Here is a 17,324-nt window from a genome sequence, read left to right as displayed (position 1 = left end):
TGAACCGAGTCCCCGGCCCCCGCGCCCGGACCGAGAAGGATTGGCCGCGTGCACCTCAAGAGCCTGACGCTCAAGGGCTTCAAGTCCTTCGCTTCGGCGACCACGCTGCGGTTCGAACCCGGCATCACCTGCGTGGTCGGCCCCAACGGCTCCGGCAAGTCCAACGTGCTCGACGCGCTGCGCTGGGTGATGGGCACGCAGGGCGCCAAGGACCTGCGCGGCGGCAAGATGGAGGACGTCATCTTCGCCGGCACCTCCGGCCGCGCCCCGCTCGGGCGCGCCGAGGTCAGCCTGACCATCGACAACTCCGACGGCGCGCTGCCGATCGACTACACCGAGGTGTCGATCACCCGCCGCATGTTCCGCGACGGCGCCAGCGAGTACGAGATCAACGGCAGCACCTGCCGGTTGATGGACGTGCAGGAACTGCTGTCGGACTCCGGTATCGGCCGCGAGATGCACGTGATCGTCGGGCAGGGCCAGCTGGCCCAGATCCTCGAGGCCAAGCCGGAGGAGCGCCGCGCCTTCATCGAAGAGGCGGCCGGGGTGCTCAAGCACCGCAAGCGCAAGGAAAAGGCGCTGCGGAAGCTGAACGCGATGCAGACCAACCTCGACCGCCTCGGCGACCTCACCACCGAGCTGCGCCGCCAGCTCAAGCCGCTGGGCAAGCAGGCCGAGATCGCGCGCAAGGCACAGGCCGTGCAGTCCGAGCTGCGGGATTCGCGGCTGCGCCTGTTCGCCGACGACCTGGTCACCCAGCGCGCCACCCTGGCCAAGGAGGAGGCCGACGAGAGCGCCGCCCGCGCCCGCCGCTCCGAGGTCGAGCAGGCGCTGGAAATCGTCACCGCGCAGGAGAACGAGCTGGAAAGCTCGCTCGCCGAGGACGCGCCGCGGCTGACCGCGGCCCAGGAGACCTGGTACAAGCTGTCCGCGCTGGCCGAGCGCCTGCGCGGCACGGTCCGGCTGGCGGTCGAGCGGCAGCGCCACCTCTCCGCCGCGCCCGACGCGCATTCCAGCGGCCGTGACCCCGAGGAACTGCTCGCCGAGGCGGAGCAGGTCGCCGAGCGCGAGCAGGAACTGGCCGAGGCCGTCGAAGAAGCACGCATGCTGCTTTCCGACACCATCCAGCGGCGTGAGCAGCTCGAACACCAGGTGCAGGCGGCCGAGCGCGCGCACATGGCCGCCGTCCGCGCGATCGCCGACCGTCGCGAGGGCCTGGCCAAGCTGACCGGCCAGGTGGAGGCGCTGCGCAGCAAGAACGGCGCCACCTCCGACGAGATCGACCGCCTGACCGTGTCGATCGACGAGGCCAGTGAGCGCGCCGAGATCGCGGCCGAAGAACTCGAACTGACCAAAACCGAAGGTGGCGTCGAGGAATCCGACGACGCCGACCTGCAGGGGCACCACGACCGTGCCGTCGAGGCGAACAACGCGGCGAAGGCCAGGGTCGAGGAACTGGTCAAGGCCGAACGCGCCGCCGAACGCGAGATCGCTTCGGAACGGGCACGCGTCGACGCGTTGTCGATGGGCTTGCGCCGCAAGGACGGCGCCGGTGTGCTGCTCGGCGCGGCGGACCAGTTGCCAGGGCTGCTGGGTTCGGTGGCCGCGTTGCTGACCGTGGAGCCGGGGCACGAGGTGGCGCTGGCCGCCGCGCTCGGCCCGGTCGCCGACGCGATCGCGGTGACCGGTGGCGAGGACGCGCTGGCCGCGCTGAAGTTGTTGAAGAGCAACGAATCCGGCCGGGCCGGCATCCTGCTCGGCGGCGACGAGTACACTGTGGACACAGCGGGCTGGCCGAGCCTGCCGCCGGGGGCGCGCTGGGCACGCGAGGTGGTCACCGCGCCGGTCGCGCTGCGCCCGGCCGTGGAACGCGCGCTGGCCCGAGTGGCCATTGTGGACGATCTGGAGACGGCGCGGCGGCTGGTCGCCGTGCAGCCGTCGGTCAGCACGGTCACCGCCGACGGCGATGTGTTCGGCTCGCACTGGGCGATGGGTGGCTCGGCTCGCCAGGAGAGCGTGATCGAGGTGCAGGCGGCCGTCGACGAGGCGCAGAACCGCCTGGCCGCCGCGGAACGCACGCTTGAGCGCACCGCCGCCGAACTCGAGGGCGCGCGGGCGGAGCAGCAGGCACGGCGCGAGGAAGTCGGCCAGGCGAAGGACGCGCTGGGCGAGGCGAAGGTCCGCCGGGCGCGGTCGTCCGAGCGGCTCAACCGCGTGCAGCAGGCAGCCCGCTCCGCCGAGGCCGAGGTGACCCGCCTGCGCGAGCAGCGCGCGAAGGTGGAGCGCTCGCGGGAGCAAGCGCTTGCGCAACTGGCTGAGCTGGAGGAACGGCTGGACGCCGTCGCCGAGCAGCCGGTCGACGAGGACCCCGACACTTCCGAGCGCGACCAGGCGAAGGACGACCTGGCGGCGCTGCGGCAGGAGGAAGTCGAAGCGCGGCTCGCGCTGCGGACCGCCGAGGAGCGCTCGCGCGGGTTGGCCGGTAAGGCCGAATCGCTGCGCCGGGCCGCGTTCAACGAGCGGCAGGCCCGTGAGCGCGCGGCCAAGGCGCGCGAAGCCAGGGCTCGCGGGGCGGAAATCGCGGCGGCCGTGGTCGAGGCCGGTGAGTACGCGCTGGACCGGATCGAGGTGTCCGTGCAGCGGGCCGCCGCCGAGCGCGACGAGATCCAGGGCGAGCGGCAGCGGCGCGAAACCATGCTGGCGCAGGTGCGCGGCAAGGTCCGCGAGTTCGCCGGTGAACTGGAGAAGCTGACCGACGCCGTGCACCGGGACGAGGTGCTGCGCGCGGAACAGCGGCTGCGGCTCGAACAGCTGGAAACCAAGATCGCCGAGGACTTCGGCATCGGGCTCGAGGACCTGGTCGCCGAATACGGCCCCGAGGTGCCGGTGCCGCCGAGCGCCGGGGAGGTGGCCGAGTACGAGGCCGCCAAGGAACGCGGCGAGCAGGTCAGCGCACCGCAGCCGATCCCGTTCGACCGGCCGACCCAGCAGCGCCGCGCCAAGCGCGCCGAACGCGACCTCACGTTGCTCGGCAAGGTCAACCCGCTGGCGCTGGAGGAGTTCGCCGCGCTGGAGGAGCGCTACAAGTTCCTGTCCACGCAGCTGGAGGACCTCAAGGCCACGCGCAAGGACCTGCTGACGGTGATCAAGGAGGTCGACGACAAGATCCTCGAGGTGTTCAGCACCGCCTACGAGGACGTGGCGCGCGAGTTCGAGGTGGTGTTCTCCGTGTTGTTCCCGGGTGGGGACGGGCGGATGGTGCTCACCGAGCCGGACGACCTGCTCGCCACCGGCGTCGACGTCGAGGCGCGGCCCCCCGGCAAGAAGGTCAAGCGGCTTTCGCTGCTGTCGGGTGGGGAGAAGTCGCTGGTCGCGGTGGCCATGCTGGTGGCCATCTTCCGCGCGCGGCCGTCGCCGTTCTACGTGATGGACGAGGTCGAAGCGGCGCTGGACGACACGAACATGCGCCGGCTGATCGGGCTGCTGGAGCAGCTGCGGGAGAGCTCGCAGCTGATCATCATCACCCACCAGAAACCGACCATGGAAATCGCCGACGCCCTGTACGGCGTCAGCATGCAGGGCGATGGCATCACGAAGGTGATCTCGCAGCGCCTGCGCACCGAACCCAAGCCCGCCCCGGCTCGGGTGGCGGCTCCCGTGGTGGAGGCCGAGGTGACGCCCGCTCCGAAAGCTGCTGTGCCCGAAGCCGAGGTCGCGCCTGCGCCGGAAGTCGTGCCCGAGTCGGAACCCGCCGCCGAAGAGTCTTCGCCCGCCTGACAATTCGCTGGCCACCCCGGCCGGTTTGCGGCACCGTCGGCGCATGACTTCGCTGCTGCAGAACGTCGCGATCGATGCGGTCGACGCCTACGAACTGGCCCGCTTCTGGAGCGAGGTGACGGGCTTTCCCCTGCACCTGGAGGACAAGCCGGGTGAGGAGGAGACGCAGGTGATGCTCCCCGAGGGGCCGCTGCTGCACTTCAACCAGGTCCCCGAGCCGAAACCCGCGCAGAAGAACCGGATCCACCTGTGCCTGCGCCCGGAAACCTCGCGGGAAGAGGAAACCGAACGCCTGCTGGCCCTGGGCGCCACCCTGGTCGCCGACCGCCGCGAACCCGACGGCTCCGGATGGGTCGTACTCGCCGACCCGGAAGGCAACGAATTCTGCGTCCTGCGCAGCACAGCCGAACGAGAAGCGGGCTAGGAGGGGCGGGGGACCCCGCGCTGCTTCGCCTCGGGGAGCAGGTGGCAGCCGGTGAACACGCCGATGACCGTGTTCGCCTTCTCGGTGCCGGTGGTGACCACGAGGTTCGCGGCGTAGCCGTCGTGGAGGTTCACGATGTGGAAATCTCCTCTGTCGACGGCGAGTCCTGGCGTGGTGAACCCGTAGGGTGAGGCCACCTGTTTGATGGTGTCCACCGCCCGCGGCCACTGGTCTGTCGGGATCACCCCCGGGCTCAGGCCGCCCGCCAGGATCTCGGACATCGCGTCCCAGGCGTCCACCTTGCCGAACTGGCCGCAGCCCGGGTTGCCACTGTTCTGGCCGCCGGCTTCCCACGGTGGCAAGCCGAACTCGGTGCTGAGCGCGCTGGTGATCTCCCCTTCCATTTTCTCGTACCGTGCCACGGCTTCGTCGATGTTCGGCCGCTGCATGAGTTCGGCCCACTGCTGTTCGATGGTCATGTCTTCTCTCGAACTGTCGGTACCGGGGTAGTCGCTGCCGCAGGCGCCGAGGGCGAGGGCGCAAGCCACCGCGCTCGACAGCAGCCGCTTCCTCACCGGGGGATCGCCATCTCGGGATGGCCGGACACGATGGCGGCCATGTTGTGCTCGCTGGTGGCCAGTACCCCGTCGCTGACGGCGTATTCGCTGTGCCCGTGAGAACCGATCATCGGGCCCAGCGGGCCGGTGTTCGCCTCGGTGGACAGCTGGTTCACCCCGGGCATGTCGCTGACGTGGGGTCCGTACCTGCCGCTATGGGGCACCGCGTCGGCGACGGCGTCGCCTTCGGCGGCCAGGTTGTAGGCGTGACCTTCGGGGAGATTCAGGTCCCCGACGTGGAAAATCGGATTGTGCCCTGGCGAGATGCCGGGGGAGCCGAAGAACACCGCGTCATCGACGCCATGGCTTTGTCCCAGAGCGATGCCGGTGGTGGTCGAGCCGTACGAGTGCCCGAGCGCGGTGAGGTGCGGGTCGTCGGGTCGGGCGGCGTTGATGCCCTCCTGGAATCTGGCGAGCTTCTCAGCGCCTTCCTCGGCCGGTGCTCCGGTGATGAGGCCATCCAGATCGTCCGCGCGGGTGGTCGGTGGTTCGTAGCCAAGCCAGGTCACCATCGCCACGGAATCGCCCGTCGTGACGTCTCCGACCAGCGTGTTGGCGTAGCCGCGGACCTCGGCCATGTCGTTCACGTACCCGGGCATGTTGTGCTGGACGTTCGAGTTCATCCCTGGCGTGAAGACACCGACGTGCTCGGCTTTGTCCACGTCACCGGTGGCGACCGCGGCTTGGGGCCGGTCACCGCCCATGTCGAGCGAAAGCAACTGCCGGTCTGGCCGCGGCTGTCCCGTGCGGGGATCGAGCATCATGCGGTCGACCGAATCGAGGCCCGCGAGTTTGTCGTCGATCTTCGTGATCTCCGACTGCAGGACGTTGCGTGTGTTCTGGTGGCCGGGTCCGTTGGTGAGCCCGGCCAATTGCTGTTGCAGATCCACGCGGGCGCTTTGCAGGCTGGTCCGCTGTTTGCCGACGAGCGCCAGGTTGGCTTCGCTGCGGACTGTGCCCGGGAGGCCGTCGCGATTGCCGACCAATTCGGGCAGATCGTGGATCAACCGGCGTTGCTGGTGGGGGGAAAGAGCCGCCCACCAGCCCGCGTTCTGCGCCACGGTCGCCCCGTCCGGTGGCGGGGAGAGGATGGACAATCCGCCGACGGTGAAGCCCGCGTCGCCGAAAGCGGCCAGGCCGGTGTGCGAATTGTCGTTGCCACTGGCGTCGATCGTGGTCCCGGTCAGCACCCGGTCGAGGACGGCGCAGCCGTCGGCATCGATGTCCTCCGCCTGCCGGATGACCTGGGCCACGCGGTCGGCGAGTTCGGCGGCGATGCGCTGCCGCTCGGCGGCGACGGCTTCGGCGTGCTCCGGCGGTGTGCCCGCGGGTGGACCCAGATCGGTTACCGACCCGTCAGCCGAAATGGTGAAGTTCTGTTTTTTCGCGATTTGCAGCAATTCCTCACGGCCGTGCACTACGCCCGTAATGGCATCGCCCACATCACCGAACGCGCGGCGGGCGGCGCCCAGTTCGGCGGCCAGTTCTTCGGTGCCGTCCACCAGTTCCGTCACCCGGCTCAGCGCCACCTCGGCCGCCGGACCGGACCACCCGTCGACACCGGAAACGGTGCGCAATTCGTCGGAAGCGGCGACCAGCTTGAGGTATTCGCCGTTGAGGGTGCCGACCGCGTTCTGGGTCGGCGCGGGGTCCCAGCGCAGGATGTCCGCCCAGCTGACCATCAGACCGGCCGCCGTCCACCGGCGGCTTCGCGGAGATCCGCCCGCGCGGCCTCGTCGTTCGTCTCGTAGTGCTGTGCCGCTTGGCTGAACGCGCCGGATACCTCGGAGAACCCGCTGACCAGGTCGGCGGTGCGGGTTCGCCAGGTAGTGCGGACGGAATCGACGAGGCCGATGATCCGCGCGCCCGGCATACCGGCTTCCCCACTGGGCAGACTGCCCGCGGCATCCACCCCGGCGATGGTGTCCGAAGCGCCTCGGGCGGCTCCACCAGCCCGTCGCAAAGCCTCGAGCACCGCGCTGTAACCGTTCATGACAGTCGCTCCCCCTCCCGAAGTAACCGCGACTGTGACGGTACGACGTCGAACGGGTGCTGTCAGCTACGTCGACCCGGACGGCGGATCGGCGATCGTGACCCGTTTCGGGGCGTCGTTCTGGCAGGATGCCCCGGGTGAGTGAATCTGCGTGGCCCGCGGGTGACCCGCGGCGGTTCTTCGACGCTCCGATCGACGCGGACCAGTTGCGCGCCAGCAGTCCCAACATCCATGCCAGGGCGATCGCGTTGCTCGTCGGTGTGGTGGCCGGGGTGGTGGCGATCGCGCTGGGGTGGTGGGCCATCGCGGACGGGCGGTGGTGGTCGGTGGTGCTGGGCGTGCTCGTGCTGGTCGCCGGGCTCTACGCGATCGTGCGCGGGTTCCGCGCCGAGCACGCGGTCAAACCCTTCCGCGGCGGGCAGCTCGTGCCGGGGGTGGTGGTGCAGCAGGCCGACGGCAAGGTCGAGATCCTGGTGCTCGGCGACATCTCCCGCGACCCCGTTTCACCGCCGCGCTTCGCGTACCGGCTGATCGCGTTCCGCGCCCGCGAAGGCACGCAGTTCGTGCCGGGGCAGTGGGTGCCGTGCGTGATGCACGGGTTCGTCGGCCCTGGCCGCCGGGACACCTGGTGGAACTTCGAGGCTTCCCCGGTTTCGTGGGCCACGGCGGACGCGTCGGTGCTGGAAAGCGCGGACCGGATGATCCCCGAGGCCGAATGGAACCAGTTGCTCGCGGGCGCGGAGCGGATCACCGACCTGCGCCGCCGGGCCAGTCGGCTCCTCCTGATCCCCGACGCCGAACTGCCCGACGGCCTGCGCCGCCCGCCGAGCCGGATCGGGGTGCCGGTGGAGTGGCAGGAAACCGGCCGCGCCCGGTTCGTCGGCTCGCTTTCGGACCGCGTCCACCCCGCGCTGCCCTGACCCGGATGTCACGAATGTGGCTTTGGGGGCGGAATCCGCCCCCAAAGCCACATTTGTGACCTAGACCGGTTCCTTGGCCGAGGTGGCTTCGGTGGCCTTCGGGTCCGGGGTGGCGTGCCGCAGCGACAGCAGGCCGCCGACCACCAGGGTGATGATCACCCCGGCGAGGGTGTACCACGGGAACGCCAGTGCCACGTTGTTCCCCGCCGCCTTCGAGAAGTCGATGCCGAGCAGCGTGCCGCTCGCCTTGTCGAACTTCACGCCCAGGATCACGAACGCCATCACCACCACGGTCACCACGAACGCGGCGATCGCGTCGGGCTGGCGTGCCTTCTTGAACAGCAGCCCGAGCAGGAACGCGCCGAGCAGCGCGCCGTAGGTGTAGCCGGTGATGCCCAGTGCCTGCACGACGATCGGGTCGCTGGTCGAGGTGAACGAGGCGAAGAAACCGGCGAACACGATCAGGATGCCGGCCCAGATGACCGTCCAGATGCGCCCCTGCTTCAATCGGTCCACATCGGACAGTTGCCTGCCGATCACCCGCTCGTACACGTCGGTCACCGTCGAGGACGCCAGCGCGCCGAGTGAGGAACTCAGTGCGGCGGCGAGGATTCCGGCGATCACGAAACCGGACAAGCCGCTCGGCAGTTCGGTCACGATGAAGTTGGCGAACAGTTCGTCATTGGTGTTGAGCCCCAGCTGCTTGACCGGGTCCAGTCCGTTGTAGAACGCCCACAGCATCACGCCGATGAACAGGAACAGCGCGAACTGCAGGAACACCACCACACCGGAGGCGATCAGCGCCTTCTGCGCCGCGCGCAGGTCGTTGGTGGCCTGCAGCCGCTGCACGATCAGCTGGTCCGAACCGTGCGAGGCCATCGACAGCACCGCGCCACCGATCACCGCGGTGATGATCGCGTACTGCCCGGTCAGCGGGTTCGACGAGAAGTCGAGCAGCTGGAACTTGTTCGCGTCGACCGCCTTCGAGAACCAGCCGTCGGGCAGGTTCGCCGCCAGCACCCAGATCACCACGACACCGCCGAGGACGTACCAGAGCATCTGGATCGCGTCGACCCAGACCACGGCCCGCACGCCGCCGAAGAAGCTGTAGATCACCATCGCGATGCCCAGCGCGACCACGATCGCCCAGTACGACACGGTCAGGCCGTACGCGCCGAGCACCACCTTGACCGGAATCGCCGTGGCGAACAGCCGGATCCCGTCGGCCGCGGTGCGGGTGAGCAGGAAGGTCACCGAGGCGGTGCCCTGCAGCCCGCTGCCGAACCGCTTGCCCAGGAAGGCGTACGCGGTCACCAGGTTGCCGGCCACGTACCGCGGCAACAACACGAACGAAACCACGATGCGGCCGAGGATGTAGCCGATCGCCAGTGACAGATAGGTCATCCCGCCCGCACCGGGCGTGGCTATGTAGGCGACCGTGGGCACCGAGAGCACGGTCAGCGTCGACGTTTCCGCCGACACCACCGAAAGGCACGCCACCCACCACGAGATCTTGCCCTCGCCGACGAAATAGTCGTTACCGGACTTCTGCCGGCCGCCGATCACGATGCCGAGTACCGGCATCCCCACCAGAAAGATCGCGATTATCGCGAGGTCGACTGCACGCATTGACATCTCCTACCGTGTTTTTCCCCGGGGCGCCATACGCAGACGGGTAATGGCCGCGGGCAAGGGGGACGGGAGCACCGCCGGGTGCGCGCCGGGGGTGATGCTGCCGAGCAGCCGCGGCCCGGCGGCGCCGGTGGCGCTCGGCAGGCTGGCCGGTTGCCCGTGCCAGGTCAGCCAGCCCAGCAACGCGGTCAGGTAGGCCTCTTTCGCCGCTCGTGGCAGGCCGAGGTCGTCGCTGGTGCGCAACGCGGTCCCGGTCAGGCGCGTGCGGAGTGCGTGCATCAGCACCGGGTTTTCCACGCCGCCACCGGAAGCGACCACCGTGCCCGCGCCGTGGCGGGCGCATTCGGCGGCGACGGTGACGGCGGTCAGTTCGGTCAGGGTGGCGAGCAGGTCTTCTCCGGCGAGTTCGAGCCCGCTCATCTGCGTACGCAGGTAATCGCGGTGGAAGTGCTCTTTGCCGGTGCTTTTCGGTGGCGGCGCGGTGTAGTACGGATCGGCCAGCAGGCGTTCCAGCAGTCCGGAGTGGACCCGTCCGGCCGCGGCGAGCGCGCCACCGAGGTCGCTGCGCTGCCTGCCTCCGGTGATGTCGTGCGCGGCCACGTCGAGCAGCGCGTTCCCCGGACCGGTGTCGTAGGCCACGGCGTCGGCACCCGCGCGGACCACGGTGATGTTCGCGATGCCACCGATGTTCAGCCCCACCGCGGGCGCGCCGGTCTCCTCGGCGAGCCCGCGCAACCACAGCTGGTCGAGCGTGCTGGCCAGCGGTGCGCCGTGCCCGCCGGCCGCGACGTCGCGGGCCCGCAGGTCGGCCACCACCGGCAAGCCGGTGCGTTCGGCGATCCAGGCGGGTTGCCCTAGTTGCAGGGTGCCGCGGGCGCGGCCGTCCTCGACCCAGTGGAACACCGTCTGCCCGAGCGACGCGATCAGGTCGGCACCACCGGCCAGGTCGACGCCGGTGGCGGCCGCTTCGCCGAACGACTGGCCGACGAGGGTGTCCAGCCGGGTCAGTTCCTCGGCGGTGCACGGGTTCGGCGGCAGCGCGGCGAGCAGCCGCTCGCGCAGTTCGTCCGGGTACGGGAGTTCCGCCTCGGCGAGTGGGGTCAGCACCACCTCGCCGCCCTCGGCGGACAACCGGGCGGCGGCCACGTCGATGCCATCGATCGACGTGCCCGAGATGAGCCCCACGACGGTGAGGGGCTCGCCAGAACGAGCAGTCACGGAGAGGTGGTCTAGTCCTTGGCGAGGGCGGGACGCAAGCGGAATCGTTGCTTCTTGTCCAAACCGAGTTCACCTCGGTGGATGTTTGCCCTGGGTGCGGGGGCAGATCAGCCGGACCGGCGCCGGATGCGAGGATGGCCGCGTGTCGAGCAACCTCTGGTTCTGGATCATCGTCGTAGCCGTCGTGGTGCTGGTGGTCGCCCTGGTCGCGGGGCTGGTCATCGCGCGCAAGCGCAAGATCAGCCTGGCCGCGGACCGGGCGGCGGAGAAGGCCGAAGAGGTCAAGCCCAAGGGGGGCGGGTACCAGGCGGGCGGCGGTATCGCGCTGGCGCCGGGTGGGGAGAAGACCGAGGAACCCGTGCACCCGGCGGGGGAGCGCACCGAGGTCGACGGCCAGCCGGGCGTCGGGGACGACGCTTCGGTACCGCGGGACGCACCGCGGCGCGGGATCGTCGACGTCGTCCTGCCCGACGAGACCGAAGCGCCGGAAAAGCCCGAGGTCAAGCCCGAGCCGGTACCCGAGCCCGCACCGAAGCCCGCGCCTGAGCCTGAGCCGGTCGAGGAGATCGCCCCGGCCGGTGGCCGGATCGAGCGGCTGCGCGGTCGGCTGTCGAAGTCGCGTTCGGCGTTCGGCCAGAGCCTGCTCGGCCTGCTCGGCGCCGGTGACCTGGACGAGGACTCCTGGCAGGACGTGGAGGACACGCTGCTGGTCGCCGACCTCGGCGCGGCGACCACCACGGAGATCGTCGAGAAGCTGCGCGCGGAGCTGTCCGTGCGCGCGGTCCGCACCTCCGAAGAGGCCAGGACCGTGCTGCGCGAGGTGCTGATCGGCGCGCTGAAGACCGAGGGCGACCGCGCGGTCCGCGCGCTGCCGCACGGCACCGGTGACGAGAAGAAGCCCGCCGTGGTGCTGGTCGCCGGGGTCAACGGCACCGGGAAGACCACCACCACCGGCAAGCTCGCGAGGGTGCTGGTGGCGCAGGGCCGTCACGTGCTGCTCGGCGCGGCCGACACCTTCCGCGCCGCCGCCGCCGACCAGCTGCAGACCTGGGCCGACCGCGTCGGCGCCGAGGTGGTCCGCGGCAAGGAGGGCGCCGACCCGGCCGCGGTCGCCTTCGACGCGGTCAAGCGCGGTACCGAGGCGGGTGTGGACGCGGTGCTGATCGACACCGCCGGCCGCCTGCACACCAAGACCGGCCTGATGGACGAGCTGGGCAAGGTCAAGCGGGTGGTGGAGAAGCAGGCCAAGGTGGACGAGGTGCTGCTCGTGCTCGACGCCACCACCGGGCAGAACGGGCTGATGCAGGCCCGCGTGTTCGCCGAGGTGGTGTCCGTGACCGGCATCGTGCTGACCAAGCTGGACGGCACGGCCAAGGGCGGCATCGTCTTCCAGGTGCAGCGCGAGCTGGGCGTGCCGGTCAAGCTGGTCGGCCTCGGTGAAGGCGCGGACGACCTGGCGCCGTTCGAGGCCGGTGCCTTCGTCGACGCCCTGCTCGGCTGAGCGGCACCGACCCCTCTGGCAATGCTATGAGTGGGGCATTACTTGCGTTCAACGCAAGTAATGCCCCACTCATAGCATTCAGCAGGGGTCCGGCACCTCAGCACGGCCGCGGCGGACTCACGAAGTCATGAGCCGCGCGGACAGCTCCTTCGCCACCCGCTGGACCGCGGGCGCGATGCGGGACACCGCCTCCTTGGTCAGCCTGCCTTCCGGGCCGGACACCGAGACCGCGGCCGGGGTCGGCGTGCCGGTGAGGGCGACGGCCACGCACCGCACGCCGATCTCCTGCTCGCTCTCGTCCAGCGCGTAGCCCTGCTCGGCGACCTCCAGCAGATGGTCGAGCAGCGTGTCCGGGTCGGTGATGGTGTGCGTGGTGTACGCGGGCGTGCCGGTGCGGGTGAGCAGCGCGCGGGTCTCGTCGGCGGGCAGCCGCGCGAGCATCGCCTTGCCGACGCCGGTGCCGTGCGGCAGCAGCCGCCTGCCCACCTCGGTGAACATGCGCATCGAGTGCTTCGAGGGGACCTGCGCGACGTAGACCACCTCGTCGCGTTCGAGGATCGCCAGGTTCGCCGTCTCGCCGGTCTCCTCGACCAGTTCCGCGAGCAGCGGCCGGGTCGAGGTGCCGAACTGCACCCCCGCGTGTTCACCCAGCCGGATGAGCCGGGCGCCCAGCGCGTACCGGCGATTGGTGTGCTGCCGGACGTAACCGAGGTCGAGCAGGGTCCGGATCAGCCGGTGGATCGTGGGCATCGGCAGGCCGGAGAGGGTGGCCAGCTCGGAGAGACTTGCCTCACCCCCGGCGTCGGCCAGGCGTTCCAGCAGCTCAAAGGCCCGCTCCAGCGACTGCACGCTGCCCGGCCTGCGTTGAGTTTCCGCCATGCAGAAACTATAGTCCGCGAAGAAGAAAACGTCTCCCAGTTGGGGTGTTCACACATGTCTGAAGTTCGTGTCCTCGGAGATTCCGTCGAAGGCAGCGACGAGATCTTGACGCCCGAGGCGCTGGAGTTCCTCGCGGGCCTGCACTCCGCGTTCGCCGCCCGCCGGGACGAGCTGCTCGAAGCCCGCCGTGCCCGCCGGGAGGAAGCCGCGCGCACCGGGAAGCTCGACTTCCTGCCGGAGACCCAGCAGGTGCGCGAGTCCGAGTGGAAGGTGGCCGACGCGCCGCCCGCGCTGCGTGACCGGCGGGTGGAGATCACCGGGCCGACCGACCGCAAGATGACCATCAACGCGCTGAATTCCGGGGCCAAGGTCTGGCTGGCCGACCTGGAGGACGCCAACACGCCGCACTGGCGCAACGTGGTCGGCGGGCAGCTCAACCTGCGTGACGCCGTCCGCGGCGACATCTCGCTGACCACGCCGGAGGGCAAGAGCTACCAGCTGCGCGACGACGTCGAGCACGCCACCATCGTGGTCCGCCCGCGTGGCTGGCACCTCGACGAGCGCAACCTGGAGTTCGACGGCCGTGCCGGGGTGGGCGCGCTGGTCGACTTCGGCCTGCACTTCTTCCACAACGTGCGTGCCCTGCTGGCCAACGACAAGGGGCCGTACTTCTACCTGCCGAAGATGGAGAGCCACCTCGAAGCGCGCCTGTGGAACGACGTGTTCACGCACGCGCAGAAGGAGCTGGGCATCCCGCACGGCACCATCCGCGCCACCGTGCTGATCGAGACCATTCCGGCGGCGTTCGAGATGGAGGAGATCCTCTACGAACTGCGCGAGCACGCCTCCGGGCTGAACGCGGGCCGCTGGGACTACCTGTTCAGCGTGATCAAGTACTTCCGCGACGCCGGTGAGAAGTTCGTGCTGCCGGACCGCAACAGCGTCACCATGACCGCGCCGTTCATGCGGGCCTACACCGAGCTGCTGGTGCGCACCTGCCACAAGCGCGGCGCGTTCGCGATCGGCGGCATGGCCGCGTTCATCCCGAGCAAGGACCCGGAGGTCGCGGAGAACGCGTCGAAGAAGGTCCACGCCGACAAGGCACGTGAGGCGGGCGACGGGTTCGACGGCTCGTGGGTGGCGCACCCCGGCATGGTCGGGTTGTGCAAGGAGGAGTTCGACAAGGTGCTCGGCGACAAGCCGAACCAGCTCGAGCGCACCCGTGACGAGGTGAGCGTGACCGCCGAGCAGTTGCTCGACGTGGCGTCCACCGAGGGTGGCGCGACCGCGGCCGGCCTGCGTGGCGCGGTGGACGTCGGCGTCCGCTACATCGCCTCCTGGCTGAGCGGGAACGGTGCCGCGGCGATCCACAACCTGATGGAGGACGCGGCGACCGCGGAAATCTCGCGTTCGCAGATCTGGCAGTGGGTGCGCAACGGCACCGAGCTGGACAACGGGCAGAAGGTGACCCGTGAGCTGGTGCGCGAGGTGCTCGCCGAGGTGCGGCAGGAGCTGACCGGGACGATCCAGGACGACCTGCTGGCGCCGGCGGTCGAACTGTTCGAAGAGGTCGCGCTGGCCGACGAGTTCGTCGACTTCCTGACCCTGCCCGCCTACGAGCGGATCAAGTAACGCGATGGCACCGGGCCGGCTCACCGAGGACGTCTACGCGCACATCGACGCCCGCCTCGCCGAGGTGGACGCCCGCGTCGCCGGGCTTTACCCCGGTGAGCCGCCCGGTCGCCAGCCGGTGCACACGGTCTACGTGCCGGCCGGCCGGTTCCACCCGGAACTGGCCGGGCGGTGGGGCGCGCAGGCCGCCGCCGCGCTGGCGGAGCACGGTCCACTTGAGACGGACGACGCGATCGCGGACCGCGTGCGCGCGAAACTCGCCGCGGAGCCGATCGAGGACCTGCGGATCGACTTCGAGGACGGCTACGGCCGTCCGGACGACGACACCGAGGACGCCGATGCGCGGTCGGCCGGTGCCGCGCTGGCGGAGTCGGTGGCGGGCGGCCACGCGCCGCCGTTCACCGGCATCCGGTTCAAGAGCTTCGAACAGCCGACGCGGCGGCGCGGCATCCGCACGCTGGACCTGTTCCTGAGCGGCCTGCTCGGCGGCGGTGACCTGCCCGGCGGGTTCGTGGTGACGCTGCCGAAGGTCACCGCGGTCGAGCAGGTCGAGGCGTGCGCCGAGGTGCTCGAGCAGTTGGAGGCCGCGTACGGACTGGCCGCCGGGGCGCTGCGGTTCGAGGTGCAGGTGGAGACGGCGCAGTCGATCCTCAGCGAGGACGGCACGGTCGCCGTCGCCCGGATCGTCCAGGCGGGTGGCGGGCGGATCACCGGCCTGCACTACGGCACCTACGACTACAGCGCCGGGCTCGGGATCAGCGCCGAGTACCAGAGCATGGAGCACCCGGCGGCGGACTTCGCCAAGGCGTTCATGCAGGTCGCGGCCGCCGGGACGGGCGTGCGCCTGTCGGACGGTTCGACGAACAAGCTGCCGGTGGGGGACACCCCGGCCGTGCGTGCCGCGTGGCGCGAGCACACGCGGTTGATCCGGCGGTCCCTGGAACGCGGGTTCTACCAGGGCTGGGACCTGCACCCGCACCAGTTGCCGAGCCGGTACGCGGCCACGTACGAGTTCTTCCGCGCGGGCTTCGAACCGGCGGCGGACCGGCTGCGCGCCTACGCCTCGAAAGCCGAAGGCGGCTTCCTCGACGAACCGGCGACCGCGCAGGCACTGGCCGCCTACCTCTGCCGGGGCCTGGACTGCGGGGCCTTGACCGCCGCCGACCTGCCGGACCTGGACCGCGCGACCCTGGACCGGTACGTCCGTCGGGCTTGAGGTCAGCCGCTGATGCGCAGGGCCAGGTAGACGTCGACCTGGTTGGTGAAGTCGGTGAGGTCCAGGCCCAGGAGTTCCCCGGCGCGGCCGATCCGGTAGCGCAGGGTGTTGACGTGGATGTGCAGGGCTTTCGCGGCCACCGCCGGTGAGCCGGAGGATTCGAGGAACACCCGCACGGTGTGCACGAGGTCGCTGTGCTGCGCGGCGTCGTAGTCCAGGAGCGGGCCGAGCACCCGCCGCCGCAGGGCGGTGCGCAGTTCGTCCGAGACCCCGGCCAGCACCAGCCGGTGCACGCCGATCTCCGCACCCGGCACCACGGCGATCCGCTCGTCCCGGCCGGCGCCGACCTCCAGCGCGTGCACGGCTTCCTCCAGCGCACCGCGGACCCCGGTCAGCGCCGCCGGGCCGCCGATGCTCACCAGCACCCGGTCGGCGGTCAGCGCGGGTTCCACTGTGGACAAAGCGCGGGTGGCGGCCGACGGCCAGTCGTCCGGCCAGCCCTCCGCCGCGACCAGCGCGCAGGCGCTGCCGCCGAACCGTCCCCGCAGGACGCGCACCGGGTAACCGGCGAGCAGTTCGTCGAGCAGGTCGCCCTCGGCGCCCCCGGCGCGGGCGAGCACCACGCGAACCGGCGCGTCCGGAGGCCAGCCCGCCGCGGCGAAGGACTCGCCGAGATCCCCGCCCTCGGCCAATACCCGGAAGAGTGATCTTTCGACCTCGTGCTGGCGGGCCGAACCGCGGCGCCTGCCGATCAGGGTGGCGACTTCGGCCGCGATCTCGTGTTGTTCGTTGGTCCAGTTCGTCGAGCCGCCGACCACCAGCGCCCACGGCACGGTGAACCCCTCGCCCGCGGGCAGCACGGTGTGCCTGCTGTCGAGCGTCGTGCCCATGCTGAACGCGGCGGCCAGCGGCTCGGCCTCGGGCAGCAGCAACCCGGTGCCCGCCACCACCCGCCCGGTCCCGGCCAGGACCCAGCACGGCAGGCCGAGTTCGGCAGAACCGAGCCGCAGCAGTTCCGGCAGTGGCAGGTCCGCCGCGTGCGCGGGCAACCGGCCGGTCGGGGCGTCGCGTCCGGCGGCCAGCGCCAGCACCACCCGTTCGACGATCACCGCGAACGACAGGTCGGGCGGCACTTCGAGCAGCGGGATGCGGTGGCGTTCACACGCCTGGACCAGGTCTTCGGGGATGCCGCCGGAGTCCGCGCCCGAGGCGGCCAGCGCCGCGGTGCCCGCGCGGGCCAACGCCGCCACGAACGGCTCGGCGTCCCCCGGACCGCGCCACCACAGCAGCCCGGTGAGCACCAGTTCCCCCGCCGAGAGGTACCGGCTGGGGTCCGGCAGCTCGGTGCCGTACACCCTGGTGACCCGCCGGTCGAGCAGGTCGCCGCCGCCACGCAGGCGCAGGCGCAGCTCCGGCAGCTCCAGCAGAGTTTTCACCGCGGTCATAGGCTTTGTAGAAAACCACAAGACAGGGGTGTCGCGCTCACGGAGTTTCGTGTCCGGCCACCGTTGCCGA

At 70.5% G+C, this 17,324-nt stretch carries 13 protein-coding genes; 6 read left to right on the top strand and 7 right to left on the bottom strand.

What is annotated here, in order from left to right:
• The first annotated feature begins 48 nt into the window (after positions 1-48).
• Positions 49-3,777: a chromosome segregation protein SMC gene (gene smc, locus JOM49_RS39590; RefSeq protein WP_209669575.1), complete on the top strand. Its 3,729-nt coding sequence runs from the start codon at positions 49-51 to the stop codon at positions 3,775-3,777.
• A 43-nt stretch (positions 3,778-3,820) separates the two neighbouring features.
• Positions 3,821-4,201 (top strand): VOC family protein, encoded by a 381-nt coding sequence (locus tag JOM49_RS39585; RefSeq protein ID WP_209669572.1) that lies wholly within the window; start codon positions 3,821-3,823, stop codon positions 4,199-4,201.
• Here JOM49_RS39585 and JOM49_RS39580 read toward each other — a convergent pair.
• The 3 genes from JOM49_RS39580 to JOM49_RS39570 are packed head-to-tail and all read right to left on the bottom strand — an operon-like array spanning position 4,198 to position 6,811.
• Complete coding sequence (locus JOM49_RS39580; RefSeq protein ID WP_209669571.1) at positions 4,198-4,776, bottom strand: LppA family lipoprotein; 579 nt, start codon at positions 4,774-4,776, stop codon at positions 4,198-4,200. The two genes, JOM49_RS39585 and JOM49_RS39580, sit on opposite strands and share 4 nt — an antisense overlap.
• Positions 4,773-6,500 (bottom strand): alpha/beta hydrolase, encoded by a 1,728-nt coding sequence (locus JOM49_RS39575; protein WP_209669569.1) that lies wholly within the window; start codon positions 6,498-6,500, stop codon positions 4,773-4,775. Before JOM49_RS39575 ends, JOM49_RS39580 begins: the two co-directional genes overlap by 4 nt.
• Positions 6,500-6,811, bottom strand: a complete 312-nt coding sequence (locus JOM49_RS39570) for a hypothetical protein (protein ID WP_209669567.1) — start codon at positions 6,809-6,811, stop codon at positions 6,500-6,502. The genes JOM49_RS39575 and JOM49_RS39570 overlap by 1 nt, the downstream gene beginning before the upstream one ends.
• Before the next feature lie 128 nt (positions 6,812-6,939).
• Between JOM49_RS39570 and JOM49_RS39565 the strand changes: the two genes are divergently transcribed.
• Complete coding sequence (locus JOM49_RS39565) at positions 6,940-7,731, top strand: DUF3239 domain-containing protein (protein ID WP_209669565.1); 792 nt, start codon at positions 6,940-6,942, stop codon at positions 7,729-7,731.
• 60 nt (positions 7,732-7,791) lie between these two features.
• On the opposite strand, the gene JOM49_RS39560 is transcribed toward JOM49_RS39565, so the two are convergent.
• Both JOM49_RS39560 and JOM49_RS39555 read right to left on the bottom strand, forming a co-directional pair.
• The gene (locus JOM49_RS39560; protein WP_209669563.1) at positions 7,792-9,360 is read right to left on the bottom strand and encodes a sodium:solute symporter; all 1,569 of its coding nucleotides are present in this window, start codon (positions 9,358-9,360) and stop codon (positions 7,792-7,794) included.
• A gap of 9 nt (positions 9,361-9,369) precedes the next feature.
• Positions 9,370-10,581 carry an anhydro-N-acetylmuramic acid kinase gene (locus JOM49_RS39555; protein WP_209669561.1) on the bottom strand — a complete coding sequence of 404 codons (1,212 nt, stop codon included), beginning with the start codon at positions 10,579-10,581 and terminating at the stop codon, positions 9,370-9,372.
• 142 nt (positions 10,582-10,723) lie between these two features.
• Between JOM49_RS39555 and ftsY the strand changes: the two genes are divergently transcribed.
• Entirely contained in the window at positions 10,724-12,082 is a 1,359-nt protein-coding gene (gene ftsY / locus JOM49_RS39550) for a signal recognition particle-docking protein FtsY (protein WP_209669560.1), read from the top strand.
• Between the two features lie 117 nt (positions 12,083-12,199).
• On the opposite strand, the gene JOM49_RS39545 is transcribed toward ftsY, so the two are convergent.
• Positions 12,200-12,961 (bottom strand): IclR family transcriptional regulator, encoded by a 762-nt coding sequence (locus tag JOM49_RS39545; protein ID WP_209669558.1) that lies wholly within the window; start codon positions 12,959-12,961, stop codon positions 12,200-12,202.
• Positions 12,962-13,015: 54 nt separating this feature from the next.
• Here JOM49_RS39545 and aceB point away from each other — a divergent pair, with 54 nt between their 5' ends.
• Together aceB and JOM49_RS39535 are read left to right on the top strand one after the other, a co-directional pair.
• The gene (aceB, locus tag JOM49_RS39540) at positions 13,016-14,593 is read left to right on the top strand and encodes a malate synthase A (RefSeq protein ID WP_209669556.1); all 1,578 of its coding nucleotides are present in this window, start codon (positions 13,016-13,018) and stop codon (positions 14,591-14,593) included.
• Between the two features lie 4 nt (positions 14,594-14,597).
• Positions 14,598-15,809, top strand: a complete 1,212-nt coding sequence (locus tag JOM49_RS39535; protein WP_209669554.1) for a DUF6986 family protein — start codon at positions 14,598-14,600, stop codon at positions 15,807-15,809.
• Between the two features lie 2 nt (positions 15,810-15,811).
• Here JOM49_RS39535 and JOM49_RS39530 read toward each other — a convergent pair whose 3' ends face one another.
• On the bottom strand, positions 15,812-17,254 hold the full coding sequence (locus JOM49_RS39530; RefSeq protein WP_209669552.1) for a helix-turn-helix domain-containing protein: 1,443 nt from the start codon (positions 17,252-17,254) through the stop codon (positions 15,812-15,814).
• Positions 17,255-17,324: the final 70 nt, after the last annotated feature.

The sequence above is a fragment of the Amycolatopsis magusensis genome, from assembly GCF_017875555.1.
GTDB lineage: Bacteria > Actinomycetota > Actinomycetes > Mycobacteriales > Pseudonocardiaceae > Amycolatopsis > Amycolatopsis magusensis.
Note: the sequence above shows the minus strand (reverse complement) of the source record. Positions and strands in the feature narration are given on the sequence as shown.